The organism is Enterobacter cloacae complex sp. I1M, from assembly GCF_014982425.1.
Classification (GTDB): Bacteria; Pseudomonadota; Gammaproteobacteria; order Enterobacterales; family Enterobacteriaceae; genus Enterobacter; species Enterobacter intestinihominis.
Window position 1 is genome coordinate 15,847 of record NZ_JADCLG010000016.1, and the last position, 17,429, is coordinate 33,275.

15 protein-coding genes and 1 pseudogene are annotated in these 17,429 nt (G+C 56.2%); 10 read left to right on the plus strand and 6 right to left on the minus strand.

Translation table 11 applies throughout. The annotated features are described in order from the left end of the window. The first annotated feature begins 3 nt into the window (after window positions 1-3). Together INF86_RS09775 and INF86_RS09780 are read left to right on the plus strand one after the other, a co-directional pair. Window positions 4-1,407 (plus strand): YfcC family protein, encoded by a 1,404-nt coding sequence (locus INF86_RS09775; protein ID WP_022646882.1) that lies wholly within the window; start codon window positions 4-6, stop codon window positions 1,405-1,407. 80 nt (window positions 1,408-1,487) lie between these two features. Further along, window positions 1,488-1,967 carry an arginine repressor gene (locus INF86_RS09780; RefSeq protein ID WP_003863366.1) on the plus strand — a complete coding sequence of 160 codons (480 nt, stop codon included), beginning with the start codon at window positions 1,488-1,490 and terminating at the stop codon, window positions 1,965-1,967. 3 nt (window positions 1,968-1,970) lie between these two features. Here the strand turns inward: INF86_RS09780 and INF86_RS09785 are convergent. Next, a pseudogene (locus INF86_RS09785) lies at window positions 1,971-2,088 on the minus strand (hypothetical protein). On the opposite strand from INF86_RS09785, the gene INF86_RS09790 reads away from it, so the two are divergent. From INF86_RS09790 to gbpA, 5 genes are all read left to right on the plus strand, one after another. Then, the gene (locus INF86_RS09790) at window positions 2,068-2,172 is read left to right on the plus strand and encodes a pyrBI operon leader peptide (RefSeq protein WP_022646880.1); all 105 of its coding nucleotides are present in this window, start codon (window positions 2,068-2,070) and stop codon (window positions 2,170-2,172) included. The pseudogene INF86_RS09785 and the gene INF86_RS09790 sit on opposite strands and share 21 nt — an antisense overlap. A 34-nt stretch (window positions 2,173-2,206) precedes the next feature. Next, window positions 2,207-3,139, plus strand: a complete 933-nt coding sequence (gene pyrB / locus INF86_RS09795) for an aspartate carbamoyltransferase (protein ID WP_003863368.1) — start codon at window positions 2,207-2,209, stop codon at window positions 3,137-3,139. A gap of 12 nt (window positions 3,140-3,151) precedes the next feature. Beyond that, complete coding sequence (pyrI, locus tag INF86_RS09800; RefSeq protein ID WP_003863370.1) at window positions 3,152-3,613, plus strand: aspartate carbamoyltransferase regulatory subunit; 462 nt, start codon at window positions 3,152-3,154, stop codon at window positions 3,611-3,613. 73 nt (window positions 3,614-3,686) lie between these two features. After that, the gene (ridA, locus tag INF86_RS09805; protein WP_003863373.1) at window positions 3,687-4,073 is read left to right on the plus strand and encodes a 2-iminobutanoate/2-iminopropanoate deaminase; all 387 of its coding nucleotides are present in this window, start codon (window positions 3,687-3,689) and stop codon (window positions 4,071-4,073) included. A gap of 136 nt (window positions 4,074-4,209) precedes the next feature. Beyond that, complete coding sequence (gbpA, locus tag INF86_RS09810) at window positions 4,210-5,661, plus strand: N-acetylglucosamine-binding protein GbpA (RefSeq protein WP_048966074.1); 1,452 nt, start codon at window positions 4,210-4,212, stop codon at window positions 5,659-5,661. Between the two features lie 108 nt (window positions 5,662-5,769). On the opposite strand, the gene INF86_RS09815 is transcribed toward gbpA, so the two are convergent. Next, complete coding sequence (locus INF86_RS09815) at window positions 5,770-8,154, minus strand: beta-N-acetylhexosaminidase (RefSeq protein WP_193543470.1); 2,385 nt, start codon at window positions 8,152-8,154, stop codon at window positions 5,770-5,772. A 210-nt stretch (window positions 8,155-8,364) separates the two neighbouring features. Beyond that, complete coding sequence (mgtA, locus tag INF86_RS09820) at window positions 8,365-11,073, minus strand: magnesium-translocating P-type ATPase (RefSeq protein ID WP_022646877.1); 2,709 nt, start codon at window positions 11,071-11,073, stop codon at window positions 8,365-8,367. Window positions 11,074-11,459: 386 nt separating this feature from the next. On the opposite strand from mgtA, the gene treR reads away from it, so the two are divergent. After that, on the plus strand, window positions 11,460-12,407 hold the full coding sequence (treR, locus tag INF86_RS09825) for a trehalose operon repressor TreR (protein ID WP_022646876.1): 948 nt from the start codon (window positions 11,460-11,462) through the stop codon (window positions 12,405-12,407). Between the two features lie 81 nt (window positions 12,408-12,488). Here the strand turns inward: treR and INF86_RS09830 are convergent, their stop codons facing one another. The 3 genes from INF86_RS09830 to INF86_RS09840 are packed head-to-tail and all read right to left on the minus strand — an operon-like array spanning window position 12,489 to window position 13,889. Further along, window positions 12,489-12,968 (minus strand): type VI secretion system tube protein TssD, encoded by a 480-nt coding sequence (locus INF86_RS09830; protein WP_023305327.1) that lies wholly within the window; start codon window positions 12,966-12,968, stop codon window positions 12,489-12,491. A gap of 37 nt (window positions 12,969-13,005) precedes the next feature. Further along, on the minus strand, window positions 13,006-13,194 hold the full coding sequence (locus tag INF86_RS09835; RefSeq protein WP_032670905.1) for a hypothetical protein: 189 nt from the start codon (window positions 13,192-13,194) through the stop codon (window positions 13,006-13,008). A 2-nt stretch (window positions 13,195-13,196) separates the two neighbouring features. Continuing rightward, window positions 13,197-13,889, minus strand: a complete 693-nt coding sequence (locus INF86_RS09840; RefSeq protein WP_045307830.1) for a hypothetical protein — start codon at window positions 13,887-13,889, stop codon at window positions 13,197-13,199. A 384-nt stretch (window positions 13,890-14,273) separates the two neighbouring features. Between INF86_RS09840 and treB the strand changes: the two genes are divergently transcribed. Together treB and treC are read left to right on the plus strand one after the other, a co-directional pair. Then, window positions 14,274-15,692, plus strand: a complete 1,419-nt coding sequence (gene treB / locus INF86_RS09845; protein WP_022646875.1) for a PTS trehalose transporter subunit IIBC — start codon at window positions 14,274-14,276, stop codon at window positions 15,690-15,692. 51 nt (window positions 15,693-15,743) lie between these two features. Continuing rightward, window positions 15,744-17,399, plus strand: coding sequence for an alpha,alpha-phosphotrehalase (treC, locus tag INF86_RS09850; protein ID WP_193543471.1), 1,656 nt, complete (start codon window positions 15,744-15,746; stop codon window positions 17,397-17,399). Window positions 17,400-17,429: the final 30 nt, after the last annotated feature.

Sequence of the window (17,429 nt, forward strand, 5' to 3'; positions counted from 1 at the left end):
ATCATGGGCAAGTTCAAATTTCCCTCCGCTTATACCATTCTCTTTTTTCTGATTGCCGTGGTTGCCGTGCTGACGTGGATTGTTCCGGCCGGGCAGTACCATATGGCGATGAACGAGGCGCTCGGCAAAGAAGTGCCGGTTGCTGGCACTTACGCGCACGTGGCAGCGCACCCGCAGGGGCTCGTCTCCGTGCTGATGGCGCCGATTGCCGGGCTGTACGATCCGGAGTCCGGCCAGGCCGGGGCGATCGACGTGGCGCTGTTTATTCTGATCATCGGGGGATTCCTCGGGATCGTCACTAAAACCGGGGCGATAGACGCCGGGATCGAGCGCGTCACCACCCGACTGCGCGGCCGCGAAGAGTGGATGATCCCGATCCTGATGGCGCTGTTTGCCGCCGGCGGCACGATTTACGGCATGGCCGAAGAGTCGCTACCCTTCTATACCTTACTTGTGCCGGTGATGCTGGCAGCGCGGTTCGATCCGGTGGTTGCGGCTTCTACCGTGCTGCTCGGCGCGGGGATCGGCACGCTCGGATCCACCATCAACCCGTTCGCCACGGTGATCGCCGCCAACGCCGCCGGGATCCCCTTCACCAACGGCATCATGCTACGCATCGCGCTGCTGGTGATCGGCTGGATCATCTGCGTGGCGTGGGTAATGCGCTACGCCCGCAAGGTGCGCAAGGATCCGTCGCTGTCGATCGTGGCGGATAAGCAGGAAGAAAATCTCGCCCACTTTCTCGGTAACAAGGGCGAGCAGTCGCTGGAATTTACCCCGGTGCGCAAACTCATCCTGGTGATCTTCGCCCTCGCCTTCGCGGTGATGATCTACGGCGTGGCGGTGCTGGGCTGGTGGATGGCGGAGATTTCGGCGGTGTTCCTCGCCAGTGCCATTATCGTCGGGCTGATCGCCCGCATGAGCGAAGAGGAGCTGACCTCAACCTTTATCAACGGCGCGCGAGATTTGCTGGGCGTCGCGCTGATAATCGGCATCGCGCGCGGTATCGTAGTGATCATGGATAAGGGCATGATTACCCACACCATTTTGCACAGCGCCGAGGGAATGGTCACCGGATTGTCGACGGTGGCGTTCATCAACGTGATGTACTGGCTGGAAGTGGTGCTGTCGTTTCTTGTGCCTTCTTCGTCCGGCCTGGCCGTTCTGACGATGCCGATCATGGCGCCCCTTGCCGATTTCGCTAACGTCAACCGCGACCTGGTGGTTACGGCTTACCAGTCGGCGTCCGGCATCGTCAACCTGATCACTCCCACCTCTGCCGTCGTGATGGGCGGGCTGGCTATCGCCCGCGTGCCCTACGTGCGTTATCTGAAATGGGTCGCGCCGCTGCTGGGGATTTTAACGGTGGTGATTATGGTGGCGTTAAGCCTGGGCGCTTTGTTGTGATTTGCCGGATGGCGCTGCGCTTATCCGGCCTACGGATCGGTGCGGTGCCACCGGTTATTTCGGGAACTGATATGGGAACTATGATGGATTACGAAGAGTACTCTCCCAAAGAGCAACTACAGCTAACGGTCTGCCAGCGTCTGATCGCGGAAAAGAGCTATCTCTCCCAGGAAGAGATCCGCCGTGACTTACAGGAGCGTGGTTTTGAGACCATCAGCCAGTCCACCGTTTCACGTCTGCTCAAGTTGCTTGGTGTCATAAAAATTCGCAATGCCAAAGGGCTAAAGATTTATTCGCTGAATCCCCAGCTGCGCCCGGCCCCCGACGCGGCGCGTACGGTCTCTGAAATGGTGGTGAGCGTGGAGCACAACAGCGAATTTATCCTTATCCATACCGTCGCCGGATATGGCCGCGCGGTGGCGCGTATTCTGGATTATCACCAGTTACCGGAAATTTTAGGTGTAGTGGCCGGGAGCAGTATTGTCTGGGTCGCGCCCCGCGTAGTGAAGCGCACCGCGCTGGTACATAAGCAAATTAATTATTTACTCAGAACGCATTAATATTCACAAAGAACCGTTTGCATTGAGTAAAGCGTGCATTAAATCGCTTGATCCCAAAAGCGAGCTGCGTATAATGCCCGACAATTTGCCGGGAGGAAGCATGGTCAAGCGTGTACGACATAACGTCTTACCGCGTCTGAAATCAGACGCTGGCCTGCCGTTTTTCTTCCCGTTGCTAAACCTATTCCCAGAGCCCCTCATTTGAGGGGCTTTTTTTTGCCCGGCGTCAGGAGATAAACATGAATCCGCTTTATCAAAAACACATCATTTCCATAAACGACCTCAGCCGCGAAGAGCTGGAACTGGTTCTGGAAACCGCGGCAAAACTGAAGGCCAATCCGCAACCGGAGCTGTTGAAGCACAAGGTGATTGCGAGCTGCTTCTTCGAAGCCTCGACCCGCACCCGCCTCTCCTTCGAAACCTCCATGCACCGTCTGGGCGCGAGCGTGGTGGGCTTCTCGGACAGCAGCAACACGTCGCTGGGCAAAAAAGGCGAAACCCTGGCGGATACCATTTCGGTTATCAGTACCTACGTTGACGCGATTGTGATGCGCCACCCGCAGGAGGGCGCGGCGCGTCTGGCGACCGAGTTTTCCGGCGGCATTCCGGTACTGAACGCCGGTGACGGTGCTAACCAGCATCCGACGCAGACCCTGCTGGATCTGTTCACCATTCAGGAGACGCAGGGCACGCTTGAGAACCTGAACATCGCCATGGTCGGCGACCTGAAATATGGCCGCACCGTCCACTCCCTGACCCAGGCGCTGGCGAAATTTAACGGCAACCGCTTCTTCTTTATCGCGCCGGACGCGCTGGCGATGCCGCAGTACATTCTCGACATGCTGGACGAGAAAGGCATCGCGTGGAGCCTGCACGCCAGTATCGAAGAGGTGATGGGCAACGTGGATATTCTCTACATGACCCGCGTGCAGAAAGAGCGTCTGGATCCGTCCGAGTACGCCAACGTGAAGGCGCAGTTCGTGCTGCGCGCCAGCGACCTTGAAGGCGCGCGTGACAATATGAAGGTGCTGCACCCGCTGCCGCGCATCGATGAGATCACCACAGACGTGGACAAAACGCCGCACGCCTGGTACTTCCAGCAGGCCGGAAACGGCATCTTCGCTCGCCAGGCGTTACTGGCACTGGTTCTGAATCGCGAATTAGCTCTGTAAGGGGAGACGACCATGACACACGATAACAAACTCCAGGTTGAAGCCATCAAGCGTGGCACCGTGATTGACCACATCCCTGCGCAGGTGGGCTTTAAACTGCTGACGCTGTTCAAACTGACCGAAACGGACCAGCGCATCACCATCGGCCTGAACCTGCCGTCGGGCGAAATGGGCCGTAAAGATCTGATCAAAATCGAGAACACCTTCCTGACCGACGAGCAGGTTAACCAGCTGTCGCTGTACGCGCCGGACGCCACGGTTAACCGCATCGACGATTACGACGTGGTGGGCAAATCCCGCCCAAGCCTGCCGGATCGCATCGAAAGCGTGCTGGTCTGCCCGAACAGCAACTGCATCAGCCATGCTGAGCCGGTTTCCTCCAGTTTCGCAGTGAAAAAACGCGCCAATGACATCGCACTCAAATGCAAATACTGCGAAAAAGAGTTTTCTCATTATGTGGTGCTGGCCAACTAATTGAGGTTGGTAATGAAATCCCGGCTGTTATAATGGCCGGGAACATTCTTAACGCTGTAATTCTGGAGAAAAAATGAGCAAAGTACTCGCGACGGAAAATGCACCAGCGGCTATCGGCCCATACGTTCAGGGCGTTGATCTGGGCAGCATGATCATCACTTCTGGTCAGATCCCGGTGAACCCAAAAACCGGTGAAGTGCCCGCCGACGTAGCGGCGCAGGCGCGTCAGTCGCTGGAAAACGTGCAGGCGATCGTGGAATCTGCCGGTCTGAAAGTGGGCGATATCGTCAAAACCACTGTTTTCGTGAAAGATCTGAATGATTTCGCGACCGTTAACGCCACTTACGAAGCGTTCTTCACCGAGCACAACGCGACCTTCCCGGCTCGCTCTTGCGTGGAAGTGGCGCGTCTGCCAAAAGACGTGAAAATTGAAATTGAAGCGATTGCCGTACGTCGCTAATTCAATTCAATTAAGAAAGGGCAGCTTAGCTGTCCTTTTTATTTCGACTATTTTTACTCTCCATATAAAATGACAAATCGCACCGTCCATTATTAAGCTTCTCCACCCGGTAATATTCTCTAATAATGGATGAGTAATGAAACTTTCAAAAATTGCACTTGCCCTCGCGACAGTGACCGTTGCATCGTCGGCATTTGCTCACGGCTATATTGAATCACCAGCCAGCCGCGCCTATATGTGTAAGCTTGGCCAAAATATTGATTGCGGCGCTGTACAGTATGAACCGCAGAGCGTGGAAAAAACTTCCGGTTTCCCGACCGGCGCTATGCCGCCGGACGGCCAGCTCGCCAGTGCAGGTATTTCCCAGTATTCTCAGCTGGATAAGCAAAGCCTGAATGCCTGGACCAAAAACCCGATAACAGCAGGCCCGCATGAGTTCGTCTGGCATCATACTGCACCGCATAAAACCACTAACTGGCGCTATTACATCACCAAACAAAATTGGGATCCAAATAAGCCGCTGACTCGCGATCAATTTGAATTAACTCCATTCTGTACGATCAACGGAAATAGTCAGGCACCAGCCGTAACAAAATCTATGACTTGCAATGTTCCTGCGCGTACGGGGTACCAGGTTATTTACGGCGTGTGGGAAATTGCGGACACCTCAAATAGCTTTTATCAGGCCATTGACGTTGATTTCGGGAATGGTGGCAACGTTACCCCGGATGAAACGCCTGCGATTGTTTCCGAATGGAGCAAAACCCTGAGCGGCCAGATTGCCGGTAATAACCTGAACGTGGGCGATAAGGTTATCGCACGCTTCTTCGACGCCAACGGTGAAGTGACCGCCATGCGTACCGAAATGACCATCGGCTCTGCTGAACAAGGCGACGCTAACCAGTGGTCTTACGATCTGGCGCAGAAGATCAACACCGCTCAGAGCGATGTCCGCGTCGGTGTTAAAGATGAAGCCGGTGACATCAGCCCGGTTCACGGCGCCAACAGCGTATTCGTGAAAGACGGCAGCACGCTGAAATCCGTTGCCATCTCCTATGAAGAGCAAAAAGCGCAGGTGAGCGAGACCATCGCCGTTTCCGATCTGCAATACAGCAAAATCGAACATGGCAACGCGACCGTCACCTTCCACGTCAACACGCAGGGTGACGTTAATTTTGAAGCGCACGTGATGAACCACCACGGTGCGGAAAAAGGTTACCTGAAGCAGGACATGAACAACGTCAATCAGGACGTGACCATGACGCTGACTGACGTGACGGCGGGACACCATATGCTGAAATACTACGCGACCAATAAAGACGGCACGATGTTCGCCCAGGACGTGCTGAACCTGATGCTGGAAAGCGATGCGGCTGCGGACAGCACCGGCCACCACGACTTTACCTTCCCGGAGAATATCGCCTCGTACAAAGCAGGCACCGTGGTACTACAGCCAAAAGACGGTAAGACCTACGAATGTAAGCCTTTCCCGTACAGCGGCTACTGCGTGCAGTACAGCCCAACCGCAAACCAGTTTGAGCCTGGCGTTGGCGCGCACTGGAAAGAGGCGTGGGTGTTGAAGAACTGAGTGGAAAAACCTTACCCCTCACCCTAACCCTCTCCCCAAAGGGGAGAGGGTACCGATAGTGCCCCTCGCCCCTATGGGGAGAGGGGTTGGGGTGAGGGGTATTTTTTTCTACTGATTCTGCGTCGCACGCAGCAGCGTTTCCAGCGGGTACACCGCCGCAATCACCACCTCGTCCTGGATTTTCGCCGCGTTATCCAGTTCGCTCTGGATCGACGCGATCTCTTTATCATCCAGCGTTCCCTGACGTGCCACCAGATCCGTCAGCCGCAGGCCAATCGAGGCCAGCTTGTCCACCTCCTGAATCACCGGTTTGATGGCCTTCAACTGATAGCTGTTTTCGCTCAAGGCCAGCACGTCGCTGGTGTTGTTCTGCCAGCGGTTAAAGACGTGGCGCAGCGCGTCGGCGCTCTCCGTGTCTTCCGCGTCGCTCACCAGACGATCAACCCATTTATTCATCTGACGCACGGTCGCACTTTCCGCGTTTAGCGCGTCAGCGAGCCGGTTGAGCGGCTCAAACTGATGATAGTTTCCGGCCTGGAACTTAAGATGCTGACGGGTGTAATACTGCGCCGGTTCAAGCGCCTGGGCGAGGATTTGCAGCGGCAAGGTATCCGCATTGTTAGCGAGGCGCGTGAACTGTATCTGCTGCTGGGTATGCTGCTGTAGCCCAACCGATACCGTGGACCAGCTGTCCATCGCCTGTAGCCGGGTATACATGTTGTCGATGTCGTTGACGTCCTTCGCCGACCAAAGCCGCTCCGCCACCGCAAAGGCGCGCGGCCACAGACGGATATCCAGCACTGGCGCGACCACGTTTTCCGCCCACAGCGCGGCTTCACCGCCGAGCAGATTGGCCTCGTTCGCCGGGTCCGGCACCACCGGCGGAACGCCTTTCGGCACCTCGTCCAGACGCGTGCCGCTAATCGGGTAGCGGGCGTTACCCACCAGGAAATAGCCGCTGAGCTTATCGTTCTCAACAGAAACGACCGGACGCGTTTCACCCATCCAGGTATCAACGGTAAACGTTACCTGATTGTCGTCCCGCCACTGAATGTTATCCACCGCCCGACGCGATTTCCCGGCAAAATCAATGAATCCGCGCCAGCCAGCATCGCCTTTCACCAGCGTAAAGCTGCCTTCCACCGGCTTGCCTTTCAGACGCGGCATGGAGAAAGCCCAGCTCTGGATGCTGTCGGTGTCTGCTATCACATCCACGCCGTTCAACCCCTGCGGCACAATTTCATTGCGGTAGTGGTAGGCGGTGGATTGCGGCTGATCAAGGTAGAAACCGGTAGAGAGAATGCCCTTATAGCCGTTCTGCGCCACCTGCCCCAGCGCGTCCTGTCCCTGCCAGGACTGGATCAGAATGCTTTTCGGCAGATCGGGATGGTAGACCTCATCCCAGCCAACCATCTGCCGGTGGTGCTTCTCAAGGATCGTCTCCAGCTTGCGGTTGAAATACGCCTGCAACGCATGGCTGTCCGCCAGTTTGTTGTCGCGCATGAATCTCTGGATCGCAGCGTTCGCTTTCCACTGGCTGTCGTCAACCTCATCGCCGCCAATATGCAGATACGGATCCGGGAAGATCGCCGCCAGTTCGCTGACCATCGCGTCGGCAAAGGTATAGGTCGCCTCTTTGGTGGGATCCAGCACTGGCTTAAGCACGCCCCAGTGGCGCTCCATGGCGTACGGCCCCGGCGCGCTCATCAGCTCCGGGTAGGCGACGGCAATCGCCGAGGCGTGGCCCGGCATATCAATTTCCGGCACCACGCGTATGCCGCGCTCGGCAGCGTAACGCACAATCTCGCGCATCTGCTCCGGGGTGTAGAACAGCCCATCGCTGGCAAGCTGGGTTAATTTTGGATAACGCTTCGAGGTAAAGCGCCAGCCCTGATCGTCCGTCAAATGCCAGTGCAGGACGTTGAGCTTAGCCGCGGCCATGCCGTCGATCTGGCGTTTGATATCGGGTAACGGGATGAAATGGCGCGCTGAATCGAGCAGCAGCCCGCGCCACGGGAAGCGCGGCGAATCTTCAATGGTAACCCACGGAATCGAGGTGTTTTCGGCGCCGTTCTGCATCAGCTGGAGCAAGGTTTCCATGGCGCGCAGCGCGCCGAAGCGGGTGTTGGCGGAGATATTTACGCCGTTGGCGTCCACCGTGAGTTTATAGCTCTCATCGCTGTCCGGCAGCGGCTGCGGCTTCACTTTTTTAGCGATGGAAATACGGATGGTTGGCTTGTCAGGTTTTTCGGCCTGCGGCTGTAGCGTCCAGCCAGTTTGCAGGGCGATGCGCTGGCGCAGGCGGTTGACCGCATCCCCCAGATCGTCGCCACTGACGCTCACGGTGAGTTGATTGGTAAGCACCAGCGCACCCTGCGTGGTCGGGCGTTCAACCTTCGCAGGCCAGGGCATTAAGGGAAGGTCGCCTGCCGGGGCGGCAAAGGCGGAGGCGCCGAGCATGAGCCCGGCGGTTAAGAGGCTGTACCGTAACATGAATGTTCCTTATCTGACGGGCCAAATAAAGGCAAAACATTCTGTTAACATGCGCTCAAATTGTCGTCAAGCGAATGCGCCGACGGAGATCACAGGTTGTTGAATTTGGGAGGAAAGCCAGTCTCCTCACCCCGACCCTCTCCCCAAAGGGGAGAGGGTGTAATCATCCCCTCTCCCTTCTAGGGAGAGGGTCAGGGTGAGGGTATGTTTTTACTGCCATCCATACCGACGGCTATAGAACCCTTTGACCATCTGCGTCAGCACCATGTAACCCGCGAGGATCGCCACCAGCCACGGGAAGTAGCTCAGCGGCAGCGCCTGAAGTTGCAGGTAACTTGCAAGCGGCGAGAACGGCAGCGCGATCCCGAGCGCCATCACAATGCCCGTCATCACGATCAGCGGCCATGCGGCACGGCTCTGGATAAACGGAATGCGGCGGGTGCGGATCATATGCACAATCAGGGTCTGGGACAGCAGCCCCACCACGAACCAGCCGGACTGGAACAGCGTCTGGTGTTCCGGGGTGTTGGCGTGGAACACAAACCACATCAGGCAGAAGGTCAGAATGTCAAAGATGGAGCTGATTGGCCCAAAGAACAGCATAAAGCGCCCCAGATCGGCGGGGTTCCAGCGCTGCGGCTTCTGGATCTGCTCGTCGTCCACGTTATCAAACGGGATGGCGACCTGAGAGACATCGTACATCAGGTTCTGAATCAGCAGGTGCAGCGGCAGCATCGGCAGGAACGGCAGGAAGGCGCTCGCCACCAGCACGCTGAAGACGTTACCGAAGTTGGAGCTGGCGGTCATTTTGATGTATTTGAGCATATTGGCGAAGGTGCGACGCCCTTCGATGACGCCCTCCTCCAGCACCATCAGGCTCTTTTCCAGCAGAATGATATCTGCCGCCTCGCGGGCGATATCCACCGCGCCGTCCACGGAGATACCGATATCCGCCGCACGCAGGGCTGGCGCATCGTTGATGCCGTCGCCCATAAAGCCCACCACGTGCCCTTCACGACGCAGCAGAGTGACGATGCGTTCTTTGTGCATCGGCGTCAGGCGGGCAAACAGCGTGGTGCGCAGGGCAAGCTCGGCCAGCTCATCGTCGGACAGGTGCTCAATGTCGCTCCCCACCACGACGTCGCCCGCGTCCAGGCCCACTTCGTGGCACACTTTGGCCGCCACCAGCTCGCTGTCGCCGGTCAGGATTTTGACGGTGATCCCGCTCGCTTTCAGTGCTTTCAGCGCCGGCGCGGTGGTCTCTTTCGGCGGATCGAGGAATGCGATGTAACCCTCGAGGATCAAATCGGATTCATCGATACGCTGGTAGTCCCCTTCCCGCGCGGGCAGGAACTTGCTTGCTACCGCCACCACGCGCAGCCCCTGACGGTTCAGGTTATCGGTGACGCGTTTGATGCGGCGCAGCATGGTCTCATCCAGCGGCACGATCTCGCCGTTATGACGCACCTGCGTGGAAACATTCAGGATCTCCTGCAATGCCCCTTTGCAGATCAGCTGATGTACGTCCGGCTGCTCGCTGACCACCACCGACATGCGGCGCCGTTCAAAGTCGAACGGAATTTCGTCCACCTTCTGCCAGCGGCCGGAGAGCATGCGGGCAGACTCTTCATCCACACCTTCCAGCACCGCCACGTCGAGCAGGTTTTTCAGCCCTGTCTGGTAGTGACTGTTCAGCCACGCGCTGTACAGCACCCGTTCGCTGGTCTTTCCGGCGATATCGGTGTGGTTCTCCAGCACGATTTTGTCCTGGGTCAGGGTGCCGGTTTTATCGGTGCAAAGAATATCCATCGCGCCAAAGTTCTGGATGGCGTCGAGGTGTTTGACGATCACCTTTTGTTTAGAGAGTTTGACCGCCCCGCGCGCCAGCGTGGAGGTGACAATCATCGGCAGCATTTCCGGCGTTAAGCCGACAGCCACGGAGAGGGCGAACAGCGCCGCTTCCCACCAGTCACCTTTGGTGTAGCCGTTGATCAGCAGGACAATCGGCGTCATGACCATCATAAAGCGGATCAGCAGCATGCTGACGCGGCCAATGCCTTTCTGGAATGCGTTCGGCTCGCTCTCCTGCTCGCTGACGCGTCCGGCAAGCTGCCCAAACCAGGTGTTGCCGCCGGTAGCGGTGACAATGGCCTGCGCCGTGCCGCTGACCACCGTGGTGCCCATAAAGCACAGGGTGTCGCATTCCAGCGGGTTCATCTGCTGCGGATCGCGGGTCCTCGCCACCTTCTCCACGGGCAGGGATTCACCGGTGAGTGACGCCTGCGCGACGAACAGATCCCGCGCCTGGATGATGCGTAAATCCGCCGGGATCATGTCCCCCGCCGCCAGCTTCACCAGATCGCCCGGCACCAGCTGGTCAATGGGCAGTTCAATCCAGGCGTTTTCGCCGAGGTCGTTAATCACACGCGACACGGTGGCAGTATTGCTGACCATCGCTTTCAGCGCATCCGCCGCTTTGGTGGAACGCGCTTCCTGAATAAAGTTAAGCAGCGTGGAGATCCCCACCATCAGGGCAATTACGCCTGCGGCAAACAGATCTTCAGTGGCGTAAGAGATAATCCCGAGCACCGTCAGCAGCAGGTTGAACGGATTGCGGTAGCAGAGCCACAGGTGGACCCACCAGGGAGAGGGTTTTTGCGCCGGGATCTGGTTATCGCCATGTTCCTCGCGGATTTTTGACACTTCTTGCGCGTTCAGCCCTTCCGGGTGGCCGCCAAAGGCGCGCCAGACTTCGTTTTCATCCATCGCCGCCACGTTCAGGCAGCGCTCGGTCAGGGAAGCGGGGATTTCCGCGCCCGCCAGGGTGTTGGCATTTGGCAGCGGATCGCGCGCAATCAGGCGATGTGGCAGGTGGCGGCTCAGCTGCGCGAACAGCTGCCGGGTGATATTTTTCAGCATAGTCATTCCCCCGCATCCGCAAAGGCGGACGCAGTTTTCCCGCAGGCGTGGCAGAGCCGTACCTGTCAGGCACTTAATTTATCAAGCAGGAACGTATGAACGTTGCTGCCTCACGCCGGTGAGACAGCAAAAGGCTGGCTTACCGGAAAGAAGGTTTTCTCCTGGTCAGGAGAGGTGTGGGATCGGGATCCATGTGGCCTCCGGTAAGTTAAAAATGGGATGTCGTCGCGCAGTATAAGGATTTAACCATACCTTTTGTGACTATTCGGGCGGTATGATACCCCCTCGTAAATAAACCGCACGTAAACCAGACTTTGCCCATAGCGAATTCGCAGGATAGCATTAGGCTCAACTGATTATTTTATCGTTGTTACAGGGAATACAGCATGCAGAACCGCCTTACGATTAAAGACATCGCGCGTTTAAGCGGCGTGGGGAAATCGACCGTCTCACGCGTGCTTAACAACGAAAGCGGTGTCAGCGAGCGCACACGCGAGCGCGTCGAGGCGGTGATGAATCAGCACGGTTTTTCCCCTTCCCGCTCCGCGCGCGCCATGCGCGGGCAGAGCGATAAAGTGGTCGCCATTATTGTCTCGCGTCTGGATTCCCTCTCCGAAAACCTCGCCGTACAGACGATGCTGCCCGCGTTCTACGAGCAGGGCTACGATCCGATCATGATGGAGAGTAAGTTTTCCGCGCAAATGGTGGAGGAGCATCTCGGTATGCTTCAGCGCCGCAACATTGATGGCGTAGTGCTGTTCGGGTTTACCGGCCTTAAAGAGGACATGCTTAAACCCTGGCAGCCGTCTCTGGTGCTGCTGGCGCGCGACGCCAGCGGGTTTGCCTCTGTCTGTTACGATGACGAAGGGGCAATCGTGATCCTGATGCAGCGCCTGTATGAACAGGGCCATCGGCATATCAGCTATCTCGGCGTGCCGCATGCCGACATCACCACCGGCAAGCGTCGCCATGAAGCGTACCTGGCGTTTTGTAAAAAAAACAATCTCCCCGCCGTGGCCGCGCTGCCTGGACTGGGTATGAAACAGGGATATGAGCAGGTCGCCAGCGTGCTGACTGCACAAACCACCGCCCTGGTGTGCGCCACGGATACCCTTGCATTGGGTGCGAGCAAATATTTGCAGGAACAACGCATCGGGGAGTTGCAGTTAGCGAGCGTGGGAAGCACGCCGCTGATGAAGTTCTTACACCCGGAGATTATCAGCGTTGACCCGGGTTATGCCGAGTCTGGCCGGCAGGCTGCCGCGCAGCTGATCGAGCAAATTACCGGGCGTACCGAGCCCCGTCAGATCGTTATTCCAGCCCGCCTGTCGTAGAACGTGTCAGGAAGAAAAGTAAGCGCAGGGAGCAGAAAATCAATTAGCGTATCAATGTCTCCTGCGCCATTTCTTTCGATATTATGCACAACAGCGATCGTTCCATGAATCACGATATAGGATATTGCCTTCCATATACTTCCATGTGATCGCCTCATAGCGCAATTCGAGCGTTTCGAGGTGAGTACTGCTCGTGCCGTTGGGTGACAGATATGGCGCTACCGTTGTGAACTTCACGTTTTCAAGAATGATGTTAAAATACTCGGCTTCGATCCCTGAGTCCAAAATACGGTACATTTTGATTGTCGCTTTCTTCATTGTTCGACCTTCGCACACCGCACGGTACAGAAGGGGAGTTGTCTGATCGAATTCTTTAATTATTGTGATTGGGCGGTGAACACGAGTACCAGTGAGTTTTCCCCAATGGGAGTCAACCGGGATGGTCACACCGTGAGAGAATGATTTTAATTCAATAGAGCCCAGGCGCAGCGGTATCATGCAGCTACCGACAACCGGCGAACCGTTCTCATCTTCAAGCCATAAGTGTGCGGGAGTAGACATATAATTTCCTTATTAGTTGATATCAATATTGGAGTGTTCAGCCTTTTATATAACGGCCAAAAATAATCATTACGGCAATGAAGAAAACACCGACTGGCCAGACTGGGCTTCCTGGAAAGAAATGAGCCTGAATAATGGCGAATATAATTGTTAGCGCGGTTGGGCCGTAAACTGAAAAGAAAGTTCTCCCTTGCCAACGTAAAAAACGTTTTATATAGTTCAGCATGACTATTGGATCATCCTGCTAATGATGTCTGCAATTTGGTCATTCGACGCCCATTGCGCTTTCATCGCGCACGCCCGATGAAATATCGGCTCAATGAGAAAATAGAGCATTTCCAGTCCTTGCGCATAAAGTGCAGAATAATAGGCAGGGAATTGAATATGCAGTCGATAAGCACTGTCTGCAGCTTTCTGCACGACACCATAAAAACCTATAAGGGCAATACCCCGGGATGCCCATGTTCCTGCAATGGCGCTGAGTTCGAGACTGAGGTTTAAACCAAGTCGAACGTAAGAGGCGACAGCTAATGTAAATCCAGCACCTGTGAGAGTAACTGCTGCAACATGAACATTTACGGCCATCAGGCGCTGCTTGATGTATTCTAACTGGTCTGAGGTTTTGTTTTTGAAAATTTCTTCAAAGTAGATTTGTAGCATGTTATAGGCGACATCAACGCCACTGAGCACCTTATAAACGGCATCCCTGAAACGTATATCTTCGGTCTTTTGTCTCTGGCAAACGTCATTGTATTCATCGGTGAAACATGAGGTGTAATACAACAGACGAGTCGCGCCTTTACTTATCGTATCCACATGATTTTTAACTTGCTCACTTACACCTGTAATAGCATGGTCGAGCTTTAACGCAAGTATTTTATTGGCCTGTAGATAACTGATGATCTCGTTGTTTCCGTACATACGCGCCCCAGACTTTTTTAACAATTTGAAAGCAGCCTATGCCTGAACGCGATATGAATGTTCCAACCAGATCACGTTTAGGTCTGGTAAACGTATTTTTAAGATATTGACCCGGTATTTCTTCAAAAATATTAACTATTAACCTCATGAATTTAGAATATTTTTATATCACTCCCCTCACAGCCCGTAAGCTTCAGACATAAATCTCAAAGGGCATACACGCGCTTGAACACATATCAAGAAACGCATCCAGATAGCCCCCGCTAACGGATTATTGTGATCTTCGCCCGATTTCGGGAACGTTCCCATTTTCGCCGTCACGTTGAAGGAGTAGGCTTGCGCACAGGTCATAACCCCTTTCACCATCTGTCATGAGGTTTCATGATGAGTAAAGTCAAACAAGCCGATATCGATCAGCTGATCGTCCTGGTCGGCGGACGCGAGAACATCGCCACCGTCAGCCATTGCATTACCCGCCTGCGCTTCGTGCTGAACGATCCGGCCAAAGCCAATCCGAAAGCCATTGAAGAGTTGAAAATGGTTAAAGGCTGCTTCACCAACGCCGGGCAGTTCCAGGTGGTGATTGGTACCGAAGTGGGCGATTACTATCAGGCTCTGCTGGCGACTACCGGGCACTCTTCCGCCGATAAAGAGCAGGCGAAGAAGGCAGCGCGCCAGAATATGAAATGGCATGAGCAGCTGATTTCCCATTTTGCGGAGATCTTCTTCCCACTGCTGCCTGCGCTGATCAGCGGGGGCTTAATTCTGGGCTTCCGTAACGTCATCGGCGATGTGCCAATGAGCGACGGCAAAACCCTGGCGCAGATGTACCCGGCGCTGCAAAGCATCTATGACTTCCTGTGGCTGATTGGCGAAGCCATCTTCTTCTATCTGCCGGTCGGGATCTGCTGGTCAGCGGTGCGCAAGATGGGCGGAACGCCCATTCTCGGAATCGTACTCGGCGTGACGCTGGTCTCTCCGCAGTTAATGAACGCTTACTTACTTGGTCAGCAAACGCCAGAGGTGTGGAACTTCGGCCTGTTTACCATCGCCAAAGTGGGCTACCAGGCGCAGGTTATCCCGGCATTGCTGGCGGGTCTGGCGCTGGGCTTTATTGAGACGCGTCTGAAGCGCATCGTGCCGGACTATCTCTATCTGGTGGTGGTCCCGGTCTGCTCGCTGATCCTGGCGGTGTTCCTGGCGCATGCCTTTATCGGTCCGTTTGGCCGCATGATTGGCGACGGCGTGGCCTTCGCGGTCCGTCACCTGATGACCGGCAGCTTCGCACCGATTGGCGCCGCACTGTTCGGCTTCCTGTACGCTCCGCTGGTGATCACCGGCGTGCACCAGACCACGCTGGCGATCGATATGCAGATGATCCAGAGCCTCGGCGGCACGCCGGTCTGGCCGATCATCGCCCTGTCTAACATTGCGCAGGCCTCCGCTGTAACCGGCATTATTATCGTCAGCCGTAAGCACAACGAGCGTGAGATCTCCGTTCCGGCTGCTATCTCCGCCTACCTCGGCGTCACTGAACCGGCGATGTACGGTATCAACCTGAAATATCGCTTCCCGATGCTCTGCGCGATGATCGGCTCCGGTCTGGCGGGCTTGCTGTGCGGCCTGAACGGCGTAATGGCAAACGGGATTGGCGTCGGCGGCCTGCCGGGTATCCTCTCCATTCAGCCTTCATTCTGGCAGGTATTTGCGCTGGCGATGGCGGTGGCGATTATCATCCCAATGGCGCTGACTACCGTGGTTTACCAGCGTAAGTTCCGTCAGGGCACGTTGCAGATTGTTTAATTCCCTTTTTCGGGGCGCAGTTGCGCCCCTTCGCATTTGCAGGAACGTACTATGAATACCCTTCCTCACTGGTGGCAGAACGGCGTTATCTATCAGATTTACCCAAAGAGTTTTCAGGATACCACCGGCAGCGGCACCGGCGATCTGCGCGGCGTAACGCAGCGCCTTGACTACCTGAAAACCCTTGGCATTGACGCCATCTGGCTGACGCCGTTTTATATCTCGCCGCAGGTGGATAACGGTTACGACGTGGCGAACTACACTGCCATCGACCCGACCTACGGCACGCTGGACGACTTTGACGAGCTGGTTGCCCGGGCGCATGAACGTGGCATCCGCATTGTGCTGGATATGGTCTTTAACCACACGTCCACGCAGCACGCCTGGTTCCGTGAGTCGCTGGATAAAGCGAGTCCGTACCGTGAGTTCTATATCTGGCGCGACGGTACGCCGGACGCGCTTCCCAACAACTGGCGCTCCAAGTTTGGCGGCAACGCCTGGCGCTGGCATGCCGAAAGCGAGCAGTATTATCTGCATCTGTTCGCGCCGGAGCAGGCGGATCTCAACTGGGAAAACCCGGCGGTGCGCGCCGAGCTGAAAAAAGTGTGCGAGTTCTGGGCCGATCGCGGCGTGGACGGCTTGCGTCTGGACGTCATTAACCTGATTTCAAAAGATCAGGATTTCCCGGACGACACCATCGGGGATGGCCGACGTTTCTACACTGACGGGCCGCGCATCCACGAATATCTTCAGGAGATGAGCCGGGATGTCTTTACGCCGCGCAACCTGATGACGGTGGGCGAGATGTCCTCCACCTCGCTGGAGAACTGTCAGCAGTATGCGTCGCTCGACGGGCGCGAGCTGTCGATGACCTTTAACTTCCATCATCTGAAGGTGGACTACCCCGGCGGCGAAAAGTGGACGCTGGCGAAGCCGGACTTCGTGGCGCTGAAAACCCTTTTCCGCCACTGGCAGCAGGGGATGCACAACAAAGCCTGGAACGCGCTGTTCTGGTGTAACCATGACCAGCCGCGCATCGTGTCACGCTTTGGTGACGAAGGGGAACACCGCGTGGCGGCGGCGAAAATGCTCGGCATGGTGCTGCACGGGATGCAGGGCACGCCGTATATCTATCAGGGTGAAGAGCTGGGCATGACCAACCCGCATTTCAGCCGTATCACCGACTACCGCGACGTAGAAAGCCTGAATATGTTCGCCGAACAGCGGGCTAACGGCCGCGATACGGATGAACTGCTGGCGATTCTGGCGAGTAAGTCACGTGATAATGGGCGCACGCCGATGCAGTGGGACGCCTCGCACAATGCGGGCTTTACCGGGGGCGAACCGTGGATTGGTGTCTGCGACAACTACGAAATCGTGAACGCCCGCGCGGCGCTGGACGACCCCGACTCGGTGTTCTACACCTATCAGTCGCTGATTCGCCTGCGCAAAACCCTGCCGGTGCTGACGTGGGGGGATTATGAGGATCTCCTGCCTGACCACCCTTCCCTGTGGTGCTATCGCCGCCAGTGGCAGGGGCAAACGCTGATAGTGGTGGCGAACCTGAGCCACGAGCGCCAGCAGTGGCAGCCCGCCCCCGCAGAGCGAGCATGGCAGGTGGCACTCAGCAACTATGAAGAGGTTCCCTTCCGACCCGATACGTTGCTATTGCGCCCGTTTGAAGCTATCTGGTGGGTACAGGAATAAACCTCAGGAGATACAGCATGCTGTATCTCT

Excerpts from the sequence above, each read along its gene's own strand:
- INF86_RS09815 (WP_193543470.1), bottom strand. The coding sequence starts at position 8,154 with ATGTTACGGTACAGCCTCTTAACCGCCGGGCTCATGCTCGGCGCCTCC.
- INF86_RS09790 (WP_022646880.1), top strand. The coding sequence starts at position 2,068 with ATGGTCAAGCGTGTACGACATAACGTCTTACCGCGTCTGAAATCAGAC.
- INF86_RS09830 (WP_023305327.1), bottom strand. The coding sequence starts at position 12,968 with ATGTCTACTCCCGCACACTTATGGCTTGAAGATGAGAACGGTTCGCCG.
- treR (WP_022646876.1), top strand. The coding sequence starts at position 11,460 with ATGCAGAACCGCCTTACGATTAAAGACATCGCGCGTTTAAGCGGCGTG.
- pyrI (WP_003863370.1), top strand. The coding sequence starts at position 3,152 with ATGACACACGATAACAAACTCCAGGTTGAAGCCATCAAGCGTGGCACC.
- pyrB (WP_003863368.1), top strand. The coding sequence starts at position 2,207 with ATGAATCCGCTTTATCAAAAACACATCATTTCCATAAACGACCTCAGC.
- treB (WP_022646875.1), top strand. The coding sequence starts at position 14,274 with ATGAGTAAAGTCAAACAAGCCGATATCGATCAGCTGATCGTCCTGGTC.
- gbpA (WP_048966074.1), top strand. The coding sequence starts at position 4,210 with ATGAAACTTTCAAAAATTGCACTTGCCCTCGCGACAGTGACCGTTGCA.
- INF86_RS09775 (WP_022646882.1), top strand. The coding sequence starts at position 4 with ATGGGCAAGTTCAAATTTCCCTCCGCTTATACCATTCTCTTTTTTCTG.
- ridA (WP_003863373.1), top strand. The coding sequence starts at position 3,687 with ATGAGCAAAGTACTCGCGACGGAAAATGCACCAGCGGCTATCGGCCCA.
- treC (WP_193543471.1), top strand. The coding sequence starts at position 15,744 with ATGAATACCCTTCCTCACTGGTGGCAGAACGGCGTTATCTATCAGATT.
- INF86_RS09780 (WP_003863366.1), top strand. The coding sequence starts at position 1,488 with ATGATGGATTACGAAGAGTACTCTCCCAAAGAGCAACTACAGCTAACG.
- INF86_RS09835 (WP_032670905.1), bottom strand. The coding sequence starts at position 13,194 with ATGCTGAACTATATAAAACGTTTTTTACGTTGGCAAGGGAGAACTTTC.
- INF86_RS09840 (WP_045307830.1), bottom strand. The coding sequence starts at position 13,889 with ATGTACGGAAACAACGAGATCATCAGTTATCTACAGGCCAATAAAATA.
- mgtA (WP_022646877.1), bottom strand. The coding sequence starts at position 11,073 with ATGCTGAAAAATATCACCCGGCAGCTGTTCGCGCAGCTGAGCCGCCAC.